At 72.8% G+C, this 17,557-nt stretch carries 14 protein-coding genes and 1 pseudogene; 5 read left to right on the top strand and 10 right to left on the bottom strand.

The annotated features are described in order from the left end of the window. Nucleotides 1-15: 15 nt before the first annotated feature. A complete protein-coding gene (locus tag AC067N_RS30225) occupies nt 16-342 on the bottom strand; it encodes a carboxymuconolactone decarboxylase family protein (RefSeq protein ID WP_478682066.1) in 327 nt (108 codons plus the stop codon). Between the two features lie 234 nt (nt 343-576). On the opposite strand from AC067N_RS30225, the gene AC067N_RS30220 reads away from it, so the two are divergent. Continuing rightward, nucleotides 577-948 carry an amphi-Trp domain-containing protein gene (locus tag AC067N_RS30220; RefSeq protein WP_478682065.1) on the top strand — a complete coding sequence of 124 codons (372 nt, stop codon included), beginning with the start codon at nt 577-579 and terminating at the stop codon, nt 946-948. A gap of 294 nt (nt 949-1,242) precedes the next feature. Here AC067N_RS30220 and AC067N_RS30215 read toward each other — a convergent pair whose 3' ends face one another. The 4 genes from AC067N_RS30215 to AC067N_RS30200 all read right to left on the bottom strand — a co-directional run bounded on the left by AC067N_RS30215 (nt 1,243) and on the right by AC067N_RS30200 (nt 6,646). Continuing rightward, nucleotides 1,243-3,075, bottom strand: coding sequence for an RICIN domain-containing protein (locus AC067N_RS30215; protein ID WP_478682064.1), 1,833 nt, complete (start codon nt 3,073-3,075; stop codon nt 1,243-1,245). Between the two features lie 568 nt (nt 3,076-3,643). Then, complete coding sequence (locus AC067N_RS30210; protein ID WP_478682063.1) at nt 3,644-4,021, bottom strand: toxin Doc; 378 nt, start codon at nt 4,019-4,021, stop codon at nt 3,644-3,646. A gap of 3 nt (nt 4,022-4,024) precedes the next feature. Then, entirely contained in the window at nt 4,025-4,273 is a 249-nt protein-coding gene (locus AC067N_RS30205; protein ID WP_478682062.1) for a hypothetical protein, read from the bottom strand. A 129-nt stretch (nt 4,274-4,402) separates the two neighbouring features. Beyond that, nucleotides 4,403-6,646, bottom strand: coding sequence for a glycoside hydrolase family 9 protein (locus tag AC067N_RS30200; RefSeq protein ID WP_478682061.1), 2,244 nt, complete (start codon nt 6,644-6,646; stop codon nt 4,403-4,405). A 539-nt stretch (nt 6,647-7,185) separates the two neighbouring features. On the opposite strand from AC067N_RS30200, the gene AC067N_RS30195 reads away from it, so the two are divergent. Together AC067N_RS30195 and AC067N_RS30190 are read left to right on the top strand one after the other, a co-directional pair. Further along, nucleotides 7,186-9,600, top strand: coding sequence for a SpoIIE family protein phosphatase (locus tag AC067N_RS30195; protein WP_478682060.1), 2,415 nt, complete (start codon nt 7,186-7,188; stop codon nt 9,598-9,600). Between the two features lie 178 nt (nt 9,601-9,778). Continuing rightward, a complete protein-coding gene (locus AC067N_RS30190) occupies nt 9,779-11,035 on the top strand; it encodes an SLC13 family permease (RefSeq protein ID WP_478682059.1) in 1,257 nt (418 codons plus the stop codon). A gap of 30 nt (nt 11,036-11,065) precedes the next feature. On the opposite strand, the gene AC067N_RS30185 is transcribed toward AC067N_RS30190, so the two are convergent. Next, nucleotides 11,066-11,983: a helix-turn-helix domain-containing protein gene (locus tag AC067N_RS30185; protein WP_478682058.1), complete on the bottom strand. Its 918-nt coding sequence runs from the start codon at nt 11,981-11,983 to the stop codon at nt 11,066-11,068. 64 nt (nt 11,984-12,047) lie between these two features. Between AC067N_RS30185 and AC067N_RS30180 the strand changes: the two genes are divergently transcribed. Then, the gene (locus AC067N_RS30180; protein ID WP_478682057.1) at nt 12,048-12,842 is read left to right on the top strand and encodes a phytanoyl-CoA dioxygenase family protein; all 795 of its coding nucleotides are present in this window, start codon (nt 12,048-12,050) and stop codon (nt 12,840-12,842) included. 63 nt (nt 12,843-12,905) lie between these two features. On the opposite strand, the gene AC067N_RS30175 is transcribed toward AC067N_RS30180, so the two are convergent. From AC067N_RS30175 to AC067N_RS30160, 4 genes are all read right to left on the bottom strand, one after another. Further along, nucleotides 12,906-13,571, bottom strand: coding sequence for a response regulator transcription factor (locus AC067N_RS30175; protein WP_478682056.1), 666 nt, complete (start codon nt 13,569-13,571; stop codon nt 12,906-12,908). Beyond that, complete coding sequence (locus AC067N_RS30170) at nt 13,568-14,773, bottom strand: sensor histidine kinase (RefSeq protein ID WP_478682055.1); 1,206 nt, start codon at nt 14,771-14,773, stop codon at nt 13,568-13,570. The genes AC067N_RS30175 and AC067N_RS30170 overlap by 4 nt, the downstream gene beginning before the upstream one ends. A 116-nt stretch (nt 14,774-14,889) precedes the next feature. Beyond that, nucleotides 14,890-16,041: an ABC transporter substrate-binding protein gene (locus tag AC067N_RS30165; protein ID WP_478682054.1), complete on the bottom strand. Its 1,152-nt coding sequence runs from the start codon at nt 16,039-16,041 to the stop codon at nt 14,890-14,892. A gap of 113 nt (nt 16,042-16,154) precedes the next feature. After that, a complete protein-coding gene (locus AC067N_RS30160; protein ID WP_478682053.1) occupies nt 16,155-16,745 on the bottom strand; it encodes a flavoprotein in 591 nt (196 codons plus the stop codon). Nucleotides 16,746-16,853: 108 nt separating this feature from the next. Between AC067N_RS30160 and AC067N_RS30155 the strand changes: the two are divergent. Continuing rightward, nucleotides 16,854-17,521: pseudogene (locus AC067N_RS30155) on the top strand (amidohydrolase family protein); the annotation flags it as partial. Nucleotides 17,522-17,557 lie beyond the last annotated feature (36 nt).

Below are 17,557 nucleotides of genomic sequence, written 5' to 3'. Positions count from 1 at the left end.
GCCGCGGCCGTGCGGTCAGACCTGGGGATCGATCCCGGCATCGGCGACGGCGATGGCGATGCCCAGGGCGGTGGAGATGTTCCCCGCCGCCGTCATGACGCGGGCGGTGCCCACGATGGGCGCGATGGCGACGAGCACGTCCTGGAGCTGCTCTGCGGTCAGACCCGCCCTCAGGGCCGGGTCGATGTGGGCCACGTAGGAGATGGGCGGGGCGTCCGACGCGGCGAGTGCCGCGATCCGCGTGAGGATCAGCATGTCCGGGGGCAGCCCGCACCGCTCCAGCGAGTCGACCGTCATGGCGGCGAGGGTGTCAAGGACCGGGGTTTCAGACGCAGTGGACATCGAATGCCCTCCAAGTGGGGTGCGAGCCGGGGAGACCTGGGCGCAGGGGCTCCGGGTGCCGCGGGCTCGGGGCTTCCCTCAACCGTAGAGCCGGTCCGGTCCGCCCGCACGGGAAGGCATGGCGGCGTCCCCACGGCGGCGCCGCCGTCGCGCGGAGGTCATGCGGATGTCCGATCCCGCTGATGGCAGCAGAATGGTCGGTGTCCACCTTTGCGTGACGGATCGGAGACGTCCATGAAGGACCTCAAGTTCGAGCAGAAGCGCTCGCTGTCACGTCTTGAGGCGGCCGACCAACTCACGGCGCTGGCGGAGGCCCTGCGGGAGGGCGGGGAGGCCGACATCGAACTCACCACCGGAACGCTGAGCCTGCGGATCCCGGACGACCTGCGCAGCGAGATCGAGGTCGGCATCGGAAACGGCGAGATCGAGTTGGAGATCGAGTTCAAGTGGCCGACGGCGGGGAGCCGCACGGAGTCGGGCGGGGCGACGGCGGCGGCGGACCCGGAGAAGGCGGCGGCGCGCAGGAAGGCTCCCGCCGAGCCCGCCCGCGGCACGGGAACGAGCAGGGGCAGGAGCACGAAGCGGCCCCCGGCGAAGAAGTCCTGAGCGCTGTCCCGGGACGTGGGTGACCCGCACCGGGTGCGGGAACAGCCGGGGGCCTTCTGGAACAGCCGGGGGCCTTGCGCCGTCCGGTGGCGGCGAAACGAAATCCCGTACGTGCCCGGACCCCGTACGTGCCCGGACCCCGTACGTGCCCGGACCCCGTACGTGCCCGGACCGCGAACGCGCCCGCGGCCTGCCCCCTGTCCGCGGCTGATCCCGGACCCCGCCTCCACCCCGGCCCGCACATGCCCCCAGCCCGCCGCGCCGCGGTGCCCCGTGCCCCCGCGGCGCCCTCTTCTACAGTTCGGCCCCCGGCAGGACGCCCGGCACCAGATCCGGCAGGTGCCGCGTCGTGAGGGACGACAGGCCGCCGGGGTCCGCCCCGGGCTCTCCCCGCGCGCCGTCGCCGATCGACATGACCGAGCCGCTCCGTTCCGGTGACCCGCCGGGCGTGGGCTCGTCCGGCTTCCCCGCGCCCGGCGCCGGCGCCTCCTCCTTCGCCTCCGGCTCCTCCGTGACCGGTTCGGTCTCGGCGGTGGGCGCCTCGGAGCCGGAGACGGAGAGCGACTCGGGACTGGCGGTGACGCCGTCGGTGAGCCAGCGCTGGGTGGTGGAGTTGTCCCGTCCCTTCACCACGACATCCGCCCTGGCCTCGGTCTCGGTGGGGGCGACGGCCAGCCCCTCGCCCCACCGGGGCAGCAACTCCCCCTGCACCGTGAAGTCGTAGCGCACGTCCTCGCCGCGCCCGGAGTCCTCGTCGGCACAGGTACCGAGCACGACGACACCGGCGTCCACCTGCGAGTCCAGGCACAGCTCGGGGTTGGCCACGCTGCGCAGCAGCCCGTCCTCCTCGTAGGACCACTTCTGGGTCCAGTCGGAGGAGCACACGGCGAGTTCCGTCGAGGCGCCCTTCACGGCCTTGCCGCCCTGGATGTCGAGGCACAGGTCGGCGGCCTGGTTGCGCAGCCGGGTCTGCTGGGGTGCCGTGGGGCGGCCAGCCTTCGCGGGCGGTGTCGGCGAGGCGCTGGTGCCGCTCTCGTCGCCGGTGTCGGGCGCCGTGGCGACGCCGCCGCCGGCGCTGGTGGACGCGGCGGGATCCGCTCCGCTGCCGTCGTCGGACAGCAGGGCGGCCCCGAGGATGGCGGCCAGCAACGCCCCGGAGGAGACGCCGACGGTGAGCAGGGTCCGGGGGGTGCGCGCACCGGCGGTGTTCCGGCGGCGCTGGGCGGGGATCTGGGAGAGCAGGCGGTGCTTGCCGCCGCCGCCGGAACGTCGCTGGTTCCCCTTGTACGGCATCCGGCCGGGCCGGGAGTCGAGATAGCGCCGGGCGCCCCAGCCGAGGACGGCCTCGGCGATGACCCCGCCGAGTCCGCCTTCGAAATGACCGAGCTGGTCGGCCGCGTAACGGCAGTAGCGGCACTCCAGCAGATGCTGCTGGACATCCGGGAGCAGGGCGCCACCGCGGCGAATCGGCACGTCGAGAAGCCGGTTGTAGAAGCGGCAGTCCTTGGACGGCGCGAGTTCCCGGTGGGCACGCACGCAGCCCTCGCGGAATTTCTCGCGTGCCTGTTCCAGTGTGGCGGTCGCGCTGTCGGTGTCCAGGCCCAGGAGACCAGTGGGTATGGTTATCGTTTCGGCTTCTACCTCGGTGTGCCACAACAGGCACTGGGCGACGGCCGGGAGCGCCTGGAAAGACCGCTCGATGAGCTTGCGATTTTCGGGCGTCATGGACTTCGCCGCTCGCATGCCGCGACCGCCGGCGGGTTTCCGCAGGTCCGGCAGAACACCGGAGACGCCGTCCTCCGCGGACCACTCCTTGACGGTGTCGCGCGCGGCCACGAGCAGCCTGGGCCGCAGCGCGACGCCCGACTCGCCCCGCATCAGCCCGTCGAGCACCCGGTGGAAGGCGGTCGCGGTGACCATCGAGGCGACGCTCGACCCCGCGGCAAGGCAGATGACGGCGTAGTCGTACGTCGCCTGCCAGTGCCGCGCCATCAGCAGGGCCACGGGGTCACCGGTGCCGCCTTCCGGCCAGCCTCGCAGCCGGGCGGCGAGAGCCTCGTCGGACTCCCCCGGGACCGGTCCGGGCGCGGGCGCATAAGCAGGGCGGGGAGGGTGGGGGGTGTGCACAGAGCGGGTTCCTTCCAAGGCGCAAGATGGCACACGGAGTTGTGACCGCCGAAAAGGGCCCTGGATTGGTGCGTACCTTTTGGCGGGCGCCGGGAAAGCGGCCGGGGACTGAGCCGCACGATGGCCGGCGACCTAGAGCCTTTTGGACTCTTCGGTGACCCGAAAACCCAAATGGCCTTTCAGGCCGGGCCATTACCCATGCGCAGGAGATTCACCCTTGCACAAGTTACTCGTGGTCAACAAGGCACTTGGGCAACATCTGCATCACCAAAAGCAGGTCAGATGACCGGAACGGTGCCCTCCGATTCGCAGAACGAACCCTTCCGGTTCTGCCGGGCATGCAGGCTTCAAGCGCCCCGTGTGAACCGTGCGCACGTCTCGGTGCTCCACGCACTCTCCCGGCCCGGCGGGGGCCGGTTGTTCACTGAAAGCGGCCGAATCGCAGGGGCCACGCGTGGAACGGCGGCTCTTCCGCGCGAAACGGGCCGCCGACCTTGCTCCTCCCGCCCTCGGTCGGCGGCCCCGGCGTTCCGTCCGCCGGATCCGCCAGGAGCGGAGCCACCGTCCGTCAGATCTGCCAGGAGCGGAGCCGGTCCGCCGCCCCGTACACGTCCGTCTTGCCGGAGATCAGATCGCGGGCGAGGTCCACCAGGGCCCCGTAGGGCGGGTTCATACCGACACCGCTGACGAACATGTACGCGATGGCCGTGGCGCAGGCGAACCGTGCGTTGGCGGCAGGCAGGGGCTTGAGCACCGCCAGGGTGTGCAGCAGCGCGGCGGCCCGCCAGGCCGGATCGGGGTCGACCCCGAGGCGTGGCGGGTCGACGCGGTGCCGGGCCACGGCGGCGACGAGGGCGGAGAAGTCGTTGATCGTGGGCTGCTCGGGCAGGACCTCTTCGTGGCGCTGGAGCAGCCAGGGCACGTCGATGTGGATGACGGGAGCCATCGGTCAGACGGCCCGTCCCCCGGCGGTGCGCGCGACGGGTTCGTCGTCGGGGAAGGCGGCGGCGAACTCGTCGGCGTGCGCCGTGAAGAACCGCCGGAACTCCTCGGCCCCCTCCTTCAGCGCCCGGTGCCGCACGATGTCGGCCGCGGCCGCCTCCCGCACGAGCGCCTTCATCGACGTACCGCGTTCCTTGGCCATCTGCCGCAGGTCCTCTAGCTCGCGGTCGCTGAACTCCACATTCAGAGCTGGCATGCGTCAACGGTACCGCGCGGGTACTTAACCGTAAATACTCCCAGGTCATCGCCGCTTCGGTGCGGTACCGAAAAGGGGCGGCCGGCACCCCCGGGCAGGAGTGCCGGCCGCCGTGATCAGCCGTGGACCTCAGGTCTGGTCCGCCACGAACGAGGCCATCCGGGCCAGCGCCGCGTTCCAGTTGACGGTGTGCTCGTTGGTCGACCAGGACTGGATGTCGTCGATGTAGCAGAACTGGCCGACACAGCCCTGGAGTTTGCCCTGCGCGAAGGGGTCCTGGATGCCCGAGTTCGCGCCCCCCGCCAGGGTGCCCACGGGCGGGTTCGGCTGCGCCGGGTCCAGCTGGTGGGCGTACCACCGGCTGTGCTGGTTGCGGGCGTTGACCTCGCCGTAGCCGGTGACGTACGAGATGTTGAGGGCGTTGCGGCCGAAGAGGTAGTCCATGCTCTGGAGCGCGCCCTCACGGTACTTCGACGCCCCGGTGATGTCGTAGGCGGAGGCGATGACGACCGCGTTGTTGAGGATCTGGTGGTTGGAGCCCCAGTCGTAGAGGTTCTTGTCGGGCGCGTACGGCATGCCGTACGGGTGGTCCCTGAGCGTGGCCAGGTAGCGGTCGGCGCCCTTGATCACGGACTCCCGGACCTTGTCCCGGCCCGGCAGCCGGTTCGGGACGAGCGCGAGGTCGAGGCGCCCGGCGGCGGCCGTCCTCGCCCAGTCGAAGCCGATGGGACCGAAGATGTCGGCGGTGTGCACCGGGGAGCCGAGGACGAAGTCGGCGAACGTCTTCTCACCGGTGGTGAGGTAGAGCTGGGCGGCCGCCCAGTAGAACTCGTCGGCGACGTTGCTGTCGGCGTACGAGCCGCCGCCGGTGCCGTCGCTCTCGGAGGCGTACATGTCGGGGTGCTCCAGGGCCGCCGCCCAGGCCGTGCGGGCCGCGGCGAGGTTCTTCGCCGCGAAGGCGCGGTCGTAGGGGCGGTAGAGGCGGGCCGCCTGGGCCGCGGTGGCCGCGAGGTTCAGGGTCGCCGCCGTGCTCGGCGGGTGCAGTTCACGCTTCTGCGGGTCGTCGGCCGGCATCAGCGGCAGTCCGGTCCACTGCTCGTCGTGGATCTTGTGGTGGGCCATACCCGCGAGCGGCTTGCCCTGCGGCACCTGCATCTTCAGCAGGAAGTCCAGCTCCCAGCGGACCTCGTCGAGCAGGTCGGGCACCTTGTTGCCGCTCTCGGGGATGTTCAGCGAGCCGTCGCCCAGCTTGTGGGTGCGCCCGGTACGGGCGTGCAGCGAGCGCTCGTAGGTGCTCAGCACCTCCCAGGTGGAGATGCCGCCGTTGACGACGTACTTGCCGTGGTCGCCCGCGTCGTACCAGCCGCCGGTGACATCGAGGGTGTAGTCGCAGACGCCGGGCTGGCAGGGCACGTCGTCGTCGCCCTTGTTGGGGGCGGCGTTGAGGTGGCCGGCGGCGCGCCCGTAGCCGGGGCGCAGCTCGTCGTCGATCGCGATGCCGCTGCGCTGGGTGTAGTAGTACTTCAGCGAGTCGAGCCGCAGCCGTTCGTAGGCGCTCGGGTCGATGTCGAAGGGGCGGCTGGTCTCCCCGTCGACGACCAGGGTGAAGCCGGTGCCGCGCTTGCGGTAGGAGCCGAAGTCGATGGAGTGGACGTTCTGCCCGGAGGAGGCGTCCACGCCGCGCGGCCGGGTGGCGCCCCGGGCGACCACGGAACCCGTGGCGCTCCTCAGCTCCCAGGGGAGCTTGGCCGTGGCCTCGGTGACCAGGGTGGCGTTCTTGGGGCCGGCGGGCAGATAGGCGACCTGGTTGACGCGTACCCGTGGCCCGGTGTCGGGCTCGTAGACCTCCGGCGGCACCCCGCCGAGCAGCGACACGTCGTCCATGCAGAAGGTGAACGGGTCGGCGTTGCCGCCGACCTGGAAGCCGACCTGCCCCTGGGTGGTGTCGACGGGCGAGGTGAAGGTGTACGAGTACCGGTCGCCCGAGACGTTCAGCTGCGGGCTCACCTCGAAGTAGGTGTCGTAGGGCGCGGCCTGGAGGCCGACGATCGCCCGCAGGATCTTGCCCTGGGGGGTGCCGGAGGCGTAGAAGCTGAACCGGTAGGACTCGCCCTTGACCAGGGTGATGTCGTTCTGTCCGACGGCCGCGTCCCAGCGGTTGGCGGTGCCGCCGGGGATCTCGGCGCAGAGGCGGCCGTCGGTGAGGCCTGCGGTGACGTTGCCGGTGGTCCACCACGGGGCGGTGGTGGTGTCGAAGGTGCCGTTCTTGACCTGTTCGACCTCCTCGGCCTGGGCCGAGGAGGCGGGCAGCGCGGTGAGCGCCGCCGCGAGGACGGCCGTCAGGGCGAACAGGGCGGTTCTGCGTCGTTTCACGTCTGGGCTCCTCGGAGGAGGTGGGGGCGCGCAGCGGTGACACCTGGCGTGGGAGCGCTCCCAGATGCGGACGATCGCCATGCTGTTCGAGACATGACAGCCCGTCAACGGTCCGGACAGAACTGGTTTTCCGACCGGACCGGGGGGCGGCCCGACGGTCGGGCGCGAACGCCGCCGCCTGGGTCGTGGATCTCACGCGGGCCGGGCGGCCCGGACGGCCGCCTTCCCGCCGCGCCGGCTCGTGCGCCCGCCCTTCAGGGCCCGCGCACGACGGTCACGGCACTCGGTTCGTCGAACGTGCCGGGCGGGCGTCCGGCGAGACGCGGCAGAAAGCGCAGTAAGCCATCACAACCGCTCGCGAGCAAACAGAAGCCGATGAAGCACCCCGTAGACCCCGGCAGTCCCCCTGAGGCCCTCGGGCCCGCGCGGGCCGCCGGAGCCCCGTGGAGATGCGGTTTCCGGTCCGCATTCCCGGCGGAGCACATAGGCTTGAATTCACCCGTAAGCCCGTTCGGTCCGGCGGAATGGAATTCGCGACGATGAGGACCCGCAAGGTAACGCACGGTGACCAGCCTGCGTATGCCCTGGACGGTGCCGCCACGGCGCGGGCGGTCGTGGACCGCGACGGCCGCGTCGTCGAGTGGAACGAAGGAGCCGGTCGCCTGCTGGGCCGGCCCGCGGCGGAGGTCCTCGGCCGGCCCGCCGCCGAACTGCTGTCCCCGGACGCGTGCTTTCTGCCGCCCCCGCCGGGCAGCCTCAGCTGGAGCGGCACGCTCGCGCTGCGTCACCGTGACGGACACAACGTGACGGTGTGGCTCCTCGCACACCAGCGCGATCCGAAGGACGGTGGCGACAGCGGCGGATGGCTGGTTCTGTGCCCGCTCGACGATCCCGGCCCGCTGGTCCGCGACGATCCGCTGGCCGCGGCGGTCATGGTCCAGTCGCCGTGCGCCATGGCGGTCTTCGACGACCGGCTCCGGCTGCGCGGCATCAACGACGTGATGGCCGACGCGGTGGGCATCCCCGAGAAGAATCTCCGGGGACTGCACATGTCGGAGATCGTGGGCGGGCGGCAGGGCGAGAAGCTGGAGGAGCATCTGCGCGAGGTGCTCGCCCTGGGCCGGCGCAAGGACGTGCAGACGTTCCTCAGAGCCGCCGACGAGAACCGTGCCCACGCCTGGTCGGCGGCCATCGCACCGCTCTGCGACGACACCGGCCGGCCGATCGGGGTCTGTGTCACCGGGCACGACATCACCGAGCAGTACCTGGCCCGTCAGCGGCTGCAGCTGGTCAACGAGGCGAGCATCCGCATCGGCACCACCCTCGACGTCCGGCGCACCGCCCAGGAGCTGGCCGACGTCTGCGTCCCGGCGCTCGCCGACTTCGTCAGCGTCGACCTCATGCAGTCCCTGGACCACGGCGACGAACCGCACGAGGGCCCGCTGTCCGCGCCCTTCGTCCTGCGCCGTGTCGCCCACCAGTCGATCACCCAGGGCTGTCCCGAGGCCGTCGTCGAGCTCGGCCGGACCGATGTCTACCCGGCCACGTCACCGCAGGCGGCCTCGCTGTCGGTGGGGCACACGATCGTGGCGACCGACCCCGCCAACACTCTCGTCGACTGGCTCGCCTGGGACCCGATACGCAGCGCGCGGGTCAAGGAGCTGGGCGTCCACACCACCATGTCGGTGCCCATCCGGGCCCGCGGCACGACGCTCGGCGTGGCCGTCCTGACCCGCTTCAAACGGCTCGACCCGTTCACCTCGGACGACGAGCTGCTGGCCGAGGAGGTCACGGCGCGGGCGGCCGTCTGCATCGACAACGCCCGCCGCTACTCCCGCGAGCGCGAGACCGCCCTCGCCCTCCAGCGCAGCCTGCTCCCCCAGACCCTGCCGCACATGCCGGCCCTGGAGGCGGCCTCGCGGTATCTCCCGGCCGCGCAGGCCGGAGTGGGCGGCGACTGGTTCGACGTGATCCCGATGTCCGGGATGCGGGTCGCGATGGTCGTCGGCGACGTCGTGGGACACGGCGTCCAGGCCTCGGCCACCATGGGCCGGCTGCGCACCGCCGTCCGCACCCTCGCCGACGTCGACCTCGCCCCGGACGAACTGCTGACCCACCTCGACGACCTCGTCGTACGGCTCTCCGAGGAGGCCGGCAGCGAGGGCGTGACCGGTGAGGTGGGAGCCACCTGCCTGTATGTCGTCTACGACCCGGTGACCCGCCGCTGCACCTTCGCCCGGGCCGGCCATCCGCCGCCGGTGCTGCTGGACCCGGACGGGCGGCCGATGGAGGTGCACGTGCCGTCGGGGCAGCCCCTCGGCCTGGGCGGACTGCCCTTCGAGTCCGCCGAACTCGAACTCCCCGAGGGCACCGTCATCGCCCTCTACACCGACGGGCTGATCGAGACCCGGGACCGCGACATCGACGCCGGCCAGGAGCTGCTGGCCAACGCCCTCTCCGGTCGCAAGGGGCCGCTGGACGACATCTGCCGTGAGGTCGTCCACTCCCTCCTCCCCGCGGGCGGCGCCCCCGACGACGTGGCGCTCCTGCTGGCCCGCACCAAGGGGCTCAGACCGACCCAGGTCGCCACCTGGCCCATCCCGGCCGACCCGGCGTTCGTCGCCCGCACCCGGCAGTACGTGCTCACCCAGATGGCGCTGTGGGGCATCAGCGAGGCCGCGTTCACGGCGGAACTGGTGGTGAGCGAGCTGGTCACCAACGCCATCCGGCACGGCGCCCCGCCGATCCAGCTGCGGCTGATCCACGACGAGACCACCCTGATCTGCGAGGTGTCCGACGGCAGCGGCACCGCCCCCCACCTGCGCCGGGCGAAGACCTTCGACGAGGGCGGCCGCGGTCTGCTGCTGGTCGCCCAGCTCACCCAGCGGTGGGGCAGCCGGCACACCGAGGACGGCAAGACGATCTGGGCCGAGCTGACCCTGTCGGAGGAGTGATGTCGGTCCTACGGGCCTCCGGCGATTCCAGGGGCCCGGACTCGTCCGACCAGCGCTTTTCCCCCCGGGACCGCTGCGCGGACCGGCCATCCCGGGCCGTACGCCTGTTCGTCGTACGCTGATCCGCGGCGGTAGGGTGCGTCAGTCCCAGCGCCGCCGAAGTCCCGAAAGTCCCCTTGTGAACACCGCCCTCGCCGAGGTCCTCTCCGTCTTTCTGCTCATCGTGGTCCTCGGCGCCGCGGTCGCTCGTCCGTTCGGGCTTCCGGAGGCCGTCGTCGCCGTACCCGCGGCGGGGATCGCGGTCGCGACCGGCGCCGTCTCGTTCGACCACGCGCGTGCCGAGGCCGAACTGCTCGGCCCCGTGCTCGGGTTCCTCGCCGCCGTGCTGGTGCTGGCCAAGCTGTGCGACGACGAGGGGCTCTTCAAGGCGTGCGGGGCATGGATGGCGCGGGCGTCGGCGGGGCGCCCCCAGCGGCTGCTGGGCTCGACCTTCGTGCTGGCCTCCGGGATCACGGCGGTGCTGAGCCTGGACGCGACGATCGTGCTGCTCACACCGGTGGTCTTCGCGACCGTCGCCCGGCTGGGCGCCCGCCCCAAGCCGCATGTGTACGCCACCGCGCATCTGTCGAACACGGCGTCGCTGCTGCTGCCCGTGTCCAACCTGACCAACCTGCTGGCGTTCACGGCGAGCGGGCTCACCTTCACCCGGTTCGCGCTGCTGATGGCGGCGCCCTGGGCGGTGGCCGTGGCCGTCGAGTACGTGGTGTTCCGGCGGTTCTTCGCGGACGACCTCGGCATGGCGGCGCCGCCGGAGGAGGCGGTCGAGCGGCCGGAGATGCCGATGTTCGCGCTGGTCACCGTCCTGTGCACGCTCGCCGGGTTCGTGGTGACGTCGGCGCTCGGCATCGAGCCCGCGTGGGCGGCGCTGGCCGGTGCGCTGGTGCTGTCGGCGCGGGCGCTGGTGCGGCGCAGCACCACCCCGGTGGCGCTGTTCCGGTCCGTCTCACTGCCCTTCCTCGCGTTCGTGCTGGCGCTGGGCATCGTGGTCCGGGCCGTGGTGGACAACGGCCTCGCCGACGCGCTGGGCCGGGTGATGCCGTCCGGGTCGGGCCTCCTGGCCCTGCTGGGTGTCGCCGCGCTGGCCGCTCTGATCGCCAACGTCATCAACAACCTGCCCGCCGTCCTCGTCCTGGTGCCGCTGGCGGCGCCGCTGGGCACGGGCGCCGTCCTCGCCGTCCTCCTCGGCGTGAACATCGGCCCGAACCTCACGTACGCCGGGTCGCTGGCCACCCTGCTGTGGCGGCGCATCGTCCATCACCACGACCACGACGTGGACCTCGGCGAGTTCACCCGGCTCGGGCTGCTCACCGTCCCGGCGGCGCTGGGCTCGGCCGTGGTGGCGCTGTGGCTGTCGCTGCGCGTGTTCGGCGGCTGAACGGGTCCGTGCGGCCGGGCGGTGAGTCGTTCAGCCGCCGTTTCTGAGCGTCTGCCGGTACGCGCCCGGCGGCACCCCGTAGCGCTGCCGGAACACCCGGCTGAAGTGGAACGGACTGCCGAACCCGGAGGCCGTGGCCACCCGCTCGACGGGCAGTTCGGTCGCCTCCAGGAGCCGCGCGGCGTGCAGCAGGCGGGCGTGCAGCAGGGCGCGCATCGGGGAGTGCCCGACCTGCTCGGTGAAGAGGTGGGCGAACCGCGACGGGGAGAGCGCGACCCGCTCGGCGAGCGAGCGGACGGTGTGCGGGGCGCCGGGGTCCGCGGTGATCAGGTCCTGCGCGCGGCGGATCCTCGGGTCGACGCCCGGCCGGTGGGGTTCGGCACGGGCCGCGGTGAGCAGCACGATCTCCTCCAGCGAGCACAGGGCCAGTTCGCGGGCGGCCGTGCCATGCGCGACGGCGACCTCGCCGTCCACCGGGGCGCCCTCGGGCGCCGGTGGTGGTCCCTCTCCCGTCCAGCGGGCGTCGGCGAGCATCCGGCGGAAGGCGGCGTCGACGCGCTGACGGCCGCCCTCGGGGGCGGGGGTGACGGCGTAGACCCGGTCGCCGATCTCGTACGGGCGCAGCCACACCGCCCACGACGCCCTCGGCCGGCAGTGCACCCACCAGAACGCCCAGTGCCCGGTGTCGGGTCCGACGGCGTAGTGCTGGGGCACGCCGGGCCCGAGGACGACGAGGTCGCCCGGGTGCGCGACCGTCCGCGCCGCGCCCTGCCGCAGGACTCCCCCGCCGCCCGTGGTCCAGGTGAACAGCCAGCTGTCGGCGCCGTCCGGCCGGTTGACGGCGTACGGCGGCCGCTGGTCGAAGCGGCCGACGATCACCTGACCGGGCGGCGGCGACGGAACGGCGGGCGCAGCGGTCTCGGACAGGTCGTCAGCATGCACAGGCATCCTCCCGGAAGGCGCGCGGACCTAGCCTGAAGCACAGCGGACACCGATGTGAAGGGACGCGCGGATGGCAGTCGCGGGCAAGGCCGAGTTCGAGGAGAACGGCTATCTGGTGGTGCGGGGACTGTTCTCGTCCACCGAGATCGACCAGCTGTGCGAGCGGTTCGCGGCGCTCCGGGCGGGCGGCCCGGTCCCGGGGCACTTCGAGCCCCGCGGGCCGGCGGCCGACGGACCGGCCGACCCGCTGCACACCCATCCCCGGGTCATGCACCCCCACCGCATCGACGACCTGTCGCTGCGGGTGCTCCTCGACGCACGGTTGCGCGAGGTCCTCGAGGAGCTGCTCGGGGAGGAGGTCCTGGCCGCGCAGAGCATGTTCTACTTCAAGCCGCCGGGCGCCCGCGGGCAGGCGCTGCACCAGGACAACTTCTATCTGCGGGTGGAGCCGGGCACCTGCGTGGCCGCGTGGATCGCCTGCGATGTGATCGACCGGGACAACGGCGGTCTGGAGGTCGTGCCGGGCACGCATCGCATGGACCTGTTCTGCCCGGAGGAGGCGGACGAGCAGCTGTCCTTCGTCCGTGAGTACGTCCCGCCGCCGCCGGGCCTCACCCCGGTTCCCGTCGACATGGCGCCGGGTGACGTGCTGTTCTTCAACGGCAGCCTGGTGCACGGCTCGCAGCCCAACCGCACCGCCGACCGCTTCCGGCGCTCGTTCATCGGTCACTACGTCGGCCGCTCCACCGAACGCATCGGGCGCTACTACGAGACGCTGACGATGAGCGGTGAGCCCGTCGCGCTGGCGGAGAGCGAGGGCGCCGGGCCGTGCGGCACGGAGTTCGAGCCGGCGGGTGCCCACTGAGGGCGGCCCGTACCGGGGCTCCGGCGGCCGGGTGACAGCCCGGTGTGAGCGCCGCCCGGCCGGTCAGCCGATCTCCAGCAGCCCCCGCCGGACGGCCTCCGACACCGTGCCCGCCCGATTCTCCGTGCCCAGCTTGCGGTAGATGCGGACCAGGTGCGTCTTGACCGTGGCCTCGGTGACGTGGAGGGAGGCGGCGATGGAGCGGTTGCTGCCGCCCCGCGCCAGCAGTCGTACGACCTCGATCTCCCGTTCGCTGAGGACGGCCCCCGGATCGGCCAGGTGACAGGCGAGGTGTCCCGCCGCCTCCGGGGCGAGGCCCATGCCGCCCCCGGCGGCGGCGCGCACGGCACGGAACAGCTCCTCGGGCGGGCCCGCCTTGAGGATGTAGCCGCGGGCGCCCGCCTCCATCGCCCGTATGACGTCGCCCTGGCCGCTGTAGCTCGTGAGGACGACCACGCGGGTCTCCGGGGTCCCGGCGGTGATGCGGCGGGTGGCGTCGAGTCCGTTCAGCCGGTCGCCGGGTGCGGTGTCGTCCGTCAGGCGGAGGTCCATCAGGACGACGTCGGGGCGGAGCCGGGCCGTGAGACGGACGGCTTCGGCGCCGTCGCCCGTCTCGCCCACGACCTCGAAGCCCGGTTCGCCGGAGAGGAGGGCGCGCAGTCCGGCGCGTACGACGGTGTGGTCGTCGACGATCAGGACGCGGAGCGGGGCGCGGGGGCTGTCGTTCACCGGCCGCCCGCCCGGCCGGCCAGGGCGGGGGCGCCGACGGGGAGGGTCGCTCGGGCGAGGGTGCCGCGTCCGGGGGCGCTGTCGAGGGTGAGCGATCCGCCGAGGGCGCCGAGGCGCTCCCGGCCCGCGCTCAGCCCGTGGCCCCGGTCGCGGGACCGGGCCGGCGTCGTCCCGGTGTCGAAGCCGACGCCGTCGTCCCGTACCTCGACGGTGACCACCGCCTCGTCACGGTGGTCGAGGGTGACCCACACATGGCGGGCGGCGGCGTGTTCGCAGGCGTTGGCCAACAGGCCCTGGGCGACCCGGAAGAGGGCGGCGGCCCGGTCCGCGGTCAGCGGGGCCGGGCGGCCCTCGCTGCGGAACACCACGCGGGCCGGCGTGGTGGTGCGGCGGGCGCACAGCGAGCGCAGCGCGGTCCCGAGGTCGTCGTGCTCCAGGGCGGGCGGGGTGAGGTCGCGGATGATGGTGCGGGTCTCGGCGAGGTTGGCGCCCAAGGCGTCGGCGACCGCCCGGACCCGGGTCCGGGCGAGGCCGGGGCGGCGGTCCCAGTCGCGGTCGGCGGCCTGGAGGAGCATGCGGCTGCCGGCGAGTTCCTGGGCGAGGGTGTCGTGCAGATCGCGGGCGATGCGGGCGCGTTCGGCGAGCCGTCCGGCCTCGCGCTGGCCGCGCGCCAACTCCTCACGGGTTCGGCGCAGTTCACCGAGGAGCCGCTGCTGGCCCCGGTAGAGGGCGACGGTCGCCCAGACCGCGGCGGCCGGGGGCGCCACCAGTTCGACGTCGAAGGCGCCGGTGGCGCGGGCGACGAGGAGGACCACCAGAGCCGTGATCACACCGACCGCCGCCGACGCCGCCCGCTCGCCGAACATCCGCAGCGCGAGGATCGCGAGCGGGACCGCGAGCCAGAGGTAGCCGCTGCCGTACTCGGCGGGCATGGCCCAGGAGATCCAGCACCACAGTCCCAGCAGCGTGCCCAGCCAGACGGGCCTGCCCCGCGGCCCCAGCCGGTCCCAGAGGGCCAGTCCGCCCACGTACCCCACGGCCAGCAGCACGGTCGGGGGGACGACGACCCAGCACAGCGCGGAGTTCAGGTCGACGAGGCGGATCAGGCCGCCGCTGACGACGGTCAGGAAGACCAGGTCGGGCAGGCGTCCGAGCGACAGCCAACGGCGGCGTACGACGGCGGGGACGGCGATGGCGGGCACGGCGGCGGTTCCCTCTGCGACGATCCGGAACTGACGGGGAGCCAGCCGAGTGTAGGCAGTGACTCGTGTGACCGCGGTAAAGGATGATGCAGTGCCCGCTGTTTTGAGTCAGCCGGTCAGCGACCGGGGTGCAGGCCCAGGAAGCCCGGCGTGGGGTCACCCTTGACCTCGCCGAAGTAGAGGGCGAAGGTCTGCTTCAGCCGTTCGACGGTCGCGCGGTCCTCCATGAAGCGGGGGAAGCCGTCGACGTGCGCGTTGTCGTACTCCCAGACGGGCTTGAGACCGCCGGCCGGGGTGACGTCGGTGCGGACGGACCAGCCGTTGAAGGATCCCTGCTGGCGCTCCGTGGACAGCGACCAGTTGAGGTACAGCTTGGCGGCGGTGGGGTGGGCGGCCTTCCTCAGGATCGCGGCGCGCTGGCCCCAGGCCATGAAGGGGTGCCCGTCGGCCACCGCCCATCGGGTCGGGGCGGTTGCGGGCGTGGTCAGCGAGCCGGAGCCGCCGACGCCGATGACCTTCTGCTTCCCGTTGACGGCGACGCCCGCGGAGTGCGAGCCCCGGTTGAACTGCGGCCGCTGCGCGGCGAACTTCGCGATCCAGTCCCAGCCGTACGCCTGCTGGTAGAGGGAGAAGAGGTAGAGCACCGCGTCGTCGTCGTGCGGGTAGGAGGAGGCGATGGCGCCCTTCCAGCGCGGATCGACCAGCTCGTAGGGCGACTTGGGGGCGTCGGCTCCGGCGGCGGCCACGTCGTACAGGTAGCTGAAGCCGATGACCGTCACGGCCGTCCACGCGCCGTCCGGGTCACGGAAGGACGGGTACAGCCGGGAGAACCCGGCGGGCCGGTACGGCAGCAGCTTGCCCTGGCGCTTCCAGCGGGTGAAGTCCTGGAGGGTCTGGAGCTGGACGATGTCGGGGACCAGGGTGTCGGTCACGAGCTGGTTGTCGACGCGGACGTCGTGGTACTTGCTGTAGTCCACGACGACCGTGAGGTCGATGTCCGGGAAGCGGGTCCGGAACGCCTGGGCCGTGGCGTTCTGCTGGGTGGCGGTGTCGCCGCCCGCGTAGATGACGAGCCTGCCGCCCTCGGCGACGGCGGCGCGGTACAGCTCGTCGATCGACCGGGTCTCCTCCCCGCGGGCCGGCGCGGACCCGTGCGACGACGTGCCGGAGGCGGGGGCGGCCTGGGCGGCACCGGCGGCGGCGAGTCCGCCGAGCGCGGCGCCCGCTCCGGTGGTGAGGATGCGTCGTCGGCTGAAATGGCTGGCCATGGGGGCAAGGTCCTTTCCGCGGCTCTGCTGCGTTGGGCGGCGCCGCTGTGGCGGCGCCGTCAGTCTGCGGCCGGGAAAGGACGTCGCGCGTCGCCCGCGAGGTGATGTTCGGTTCAACCGTTCGGTTGAACGCTGTGGCCCTCCGTCTCCAGCAGGTCCAGGGCCCGCTCCCAGGTGAACTCGGGGTGCGCACCGTCGGACCGGGCCTCACCGGCGTACGGGTCGCCGAACCGTACGCCCATGCCGCGCAGTCGCTCCAGGCTCGCGCGGTACGCCGGGTGGGCCGCCAGGGCGTCGGACACGCAGGGCAGGACGGCGATGGGGACGCCGAGGCCGTACGCCTCGCAGAGCGTGCCGAGGGCGAGGGTGTCGGCCGTGCCCGCCGCCCACTTGTTGAGGGTGTTGAAGGTGGCGGGCGCGACCACGACGGCGTCCGGCGGCGGAAAGGGGCGCGGGTCGCCCGGGGAGCGCCAGGCGGAGCGGATGGGGCGGCCGGTCCGCGCCTCGACGGCCGCCGTGTCGAAGAACCCGCCCATGGCGACGGGTGTCGCGAAGACCCCGACCTCCCAGCCCCGTTCCCGTGCCGCCGTGAGGAGTGTGCCGACCTCGGCGGCGATGCCGGCGGCGCAGACGACGACGTAGAGGAAGGGCTTGTCGGGGGCGGATGCCGGGCTCTGCCGGGTTCCGGGCGCGGTGTCGGTCATCCGTGGAACCCTACTGAACCGCCGTCAGCCGCCGGGCGCCCTCTCGACGAAACGCTCGATGTCCTCGGCGGTCGGGCGGAGCAGCCCGTCCCGTACGGCGAGGGCGGTGGCCTCCGCCCGGGAGGCGGCACCGGTCTTGCGCAGCGGTGTCCCCGCGCACGCGCGTACGCCGATCTGGCGGCCGCGGGGAGCCTGCACGCCCGGGTCAGCGTCCTCCTGCTGCCCGCGCCCATGGGAGGCTCGGCCGCGGACATGCGCAGGGGCTCGCCGAACTCCGCCGCCCCGAGTCGGCCGACCCCCGCCGGCTCAACGCCATCGGTGTGGAGATCTTCGCCGACGGGGTGCCCCCGAACCGTACGGCCTGGATGTCCGAGCCCTACCTCGACGGCGGCCACGGCTCCCTCTGCGTGCACGGGCACACGCCCGAACGCGCGGCGTTCGACGCGGGAGTGGCGGTGTGCGCCGGCTCGGACGCGCCGATCACCGAGCCGGACTGGTGCCGGGGTGTCGCGGGGATGCTGCTGCGCGAGTCGAAGGCCGGCGGCCGGGTCGGCGGTCCCGAGCAGCGCGTGGATCTCGCGGAGGCCCTGCGGGCGTACACGATCAACCCGGCGCGGCAGGACTTCGCGGAGGACTGGAAGGGGTCCGTGGAGGTGGGCAAGGTGGCGGTCCTGTGCGTGCTCGACCGGCCGCTGCTCGGCCTCGACCCGCACGACATCACCCGGGTCGAGGTCGACATGACGGTGTTCGACGGCGGCATCGTCTTCGAGCGGTGACGGGGTCGGGCCCGAGCCAGGGGCCCCGGACGGGTG

Source organism: Streptomyces sp. NPDC042364, from assembly GCF_056437585.1.
The sequence above is the reverse complement of the archived record's forward strand: the minus strand, read 5'-3'. Positions and strand labels throughout refer to the sequence as shown.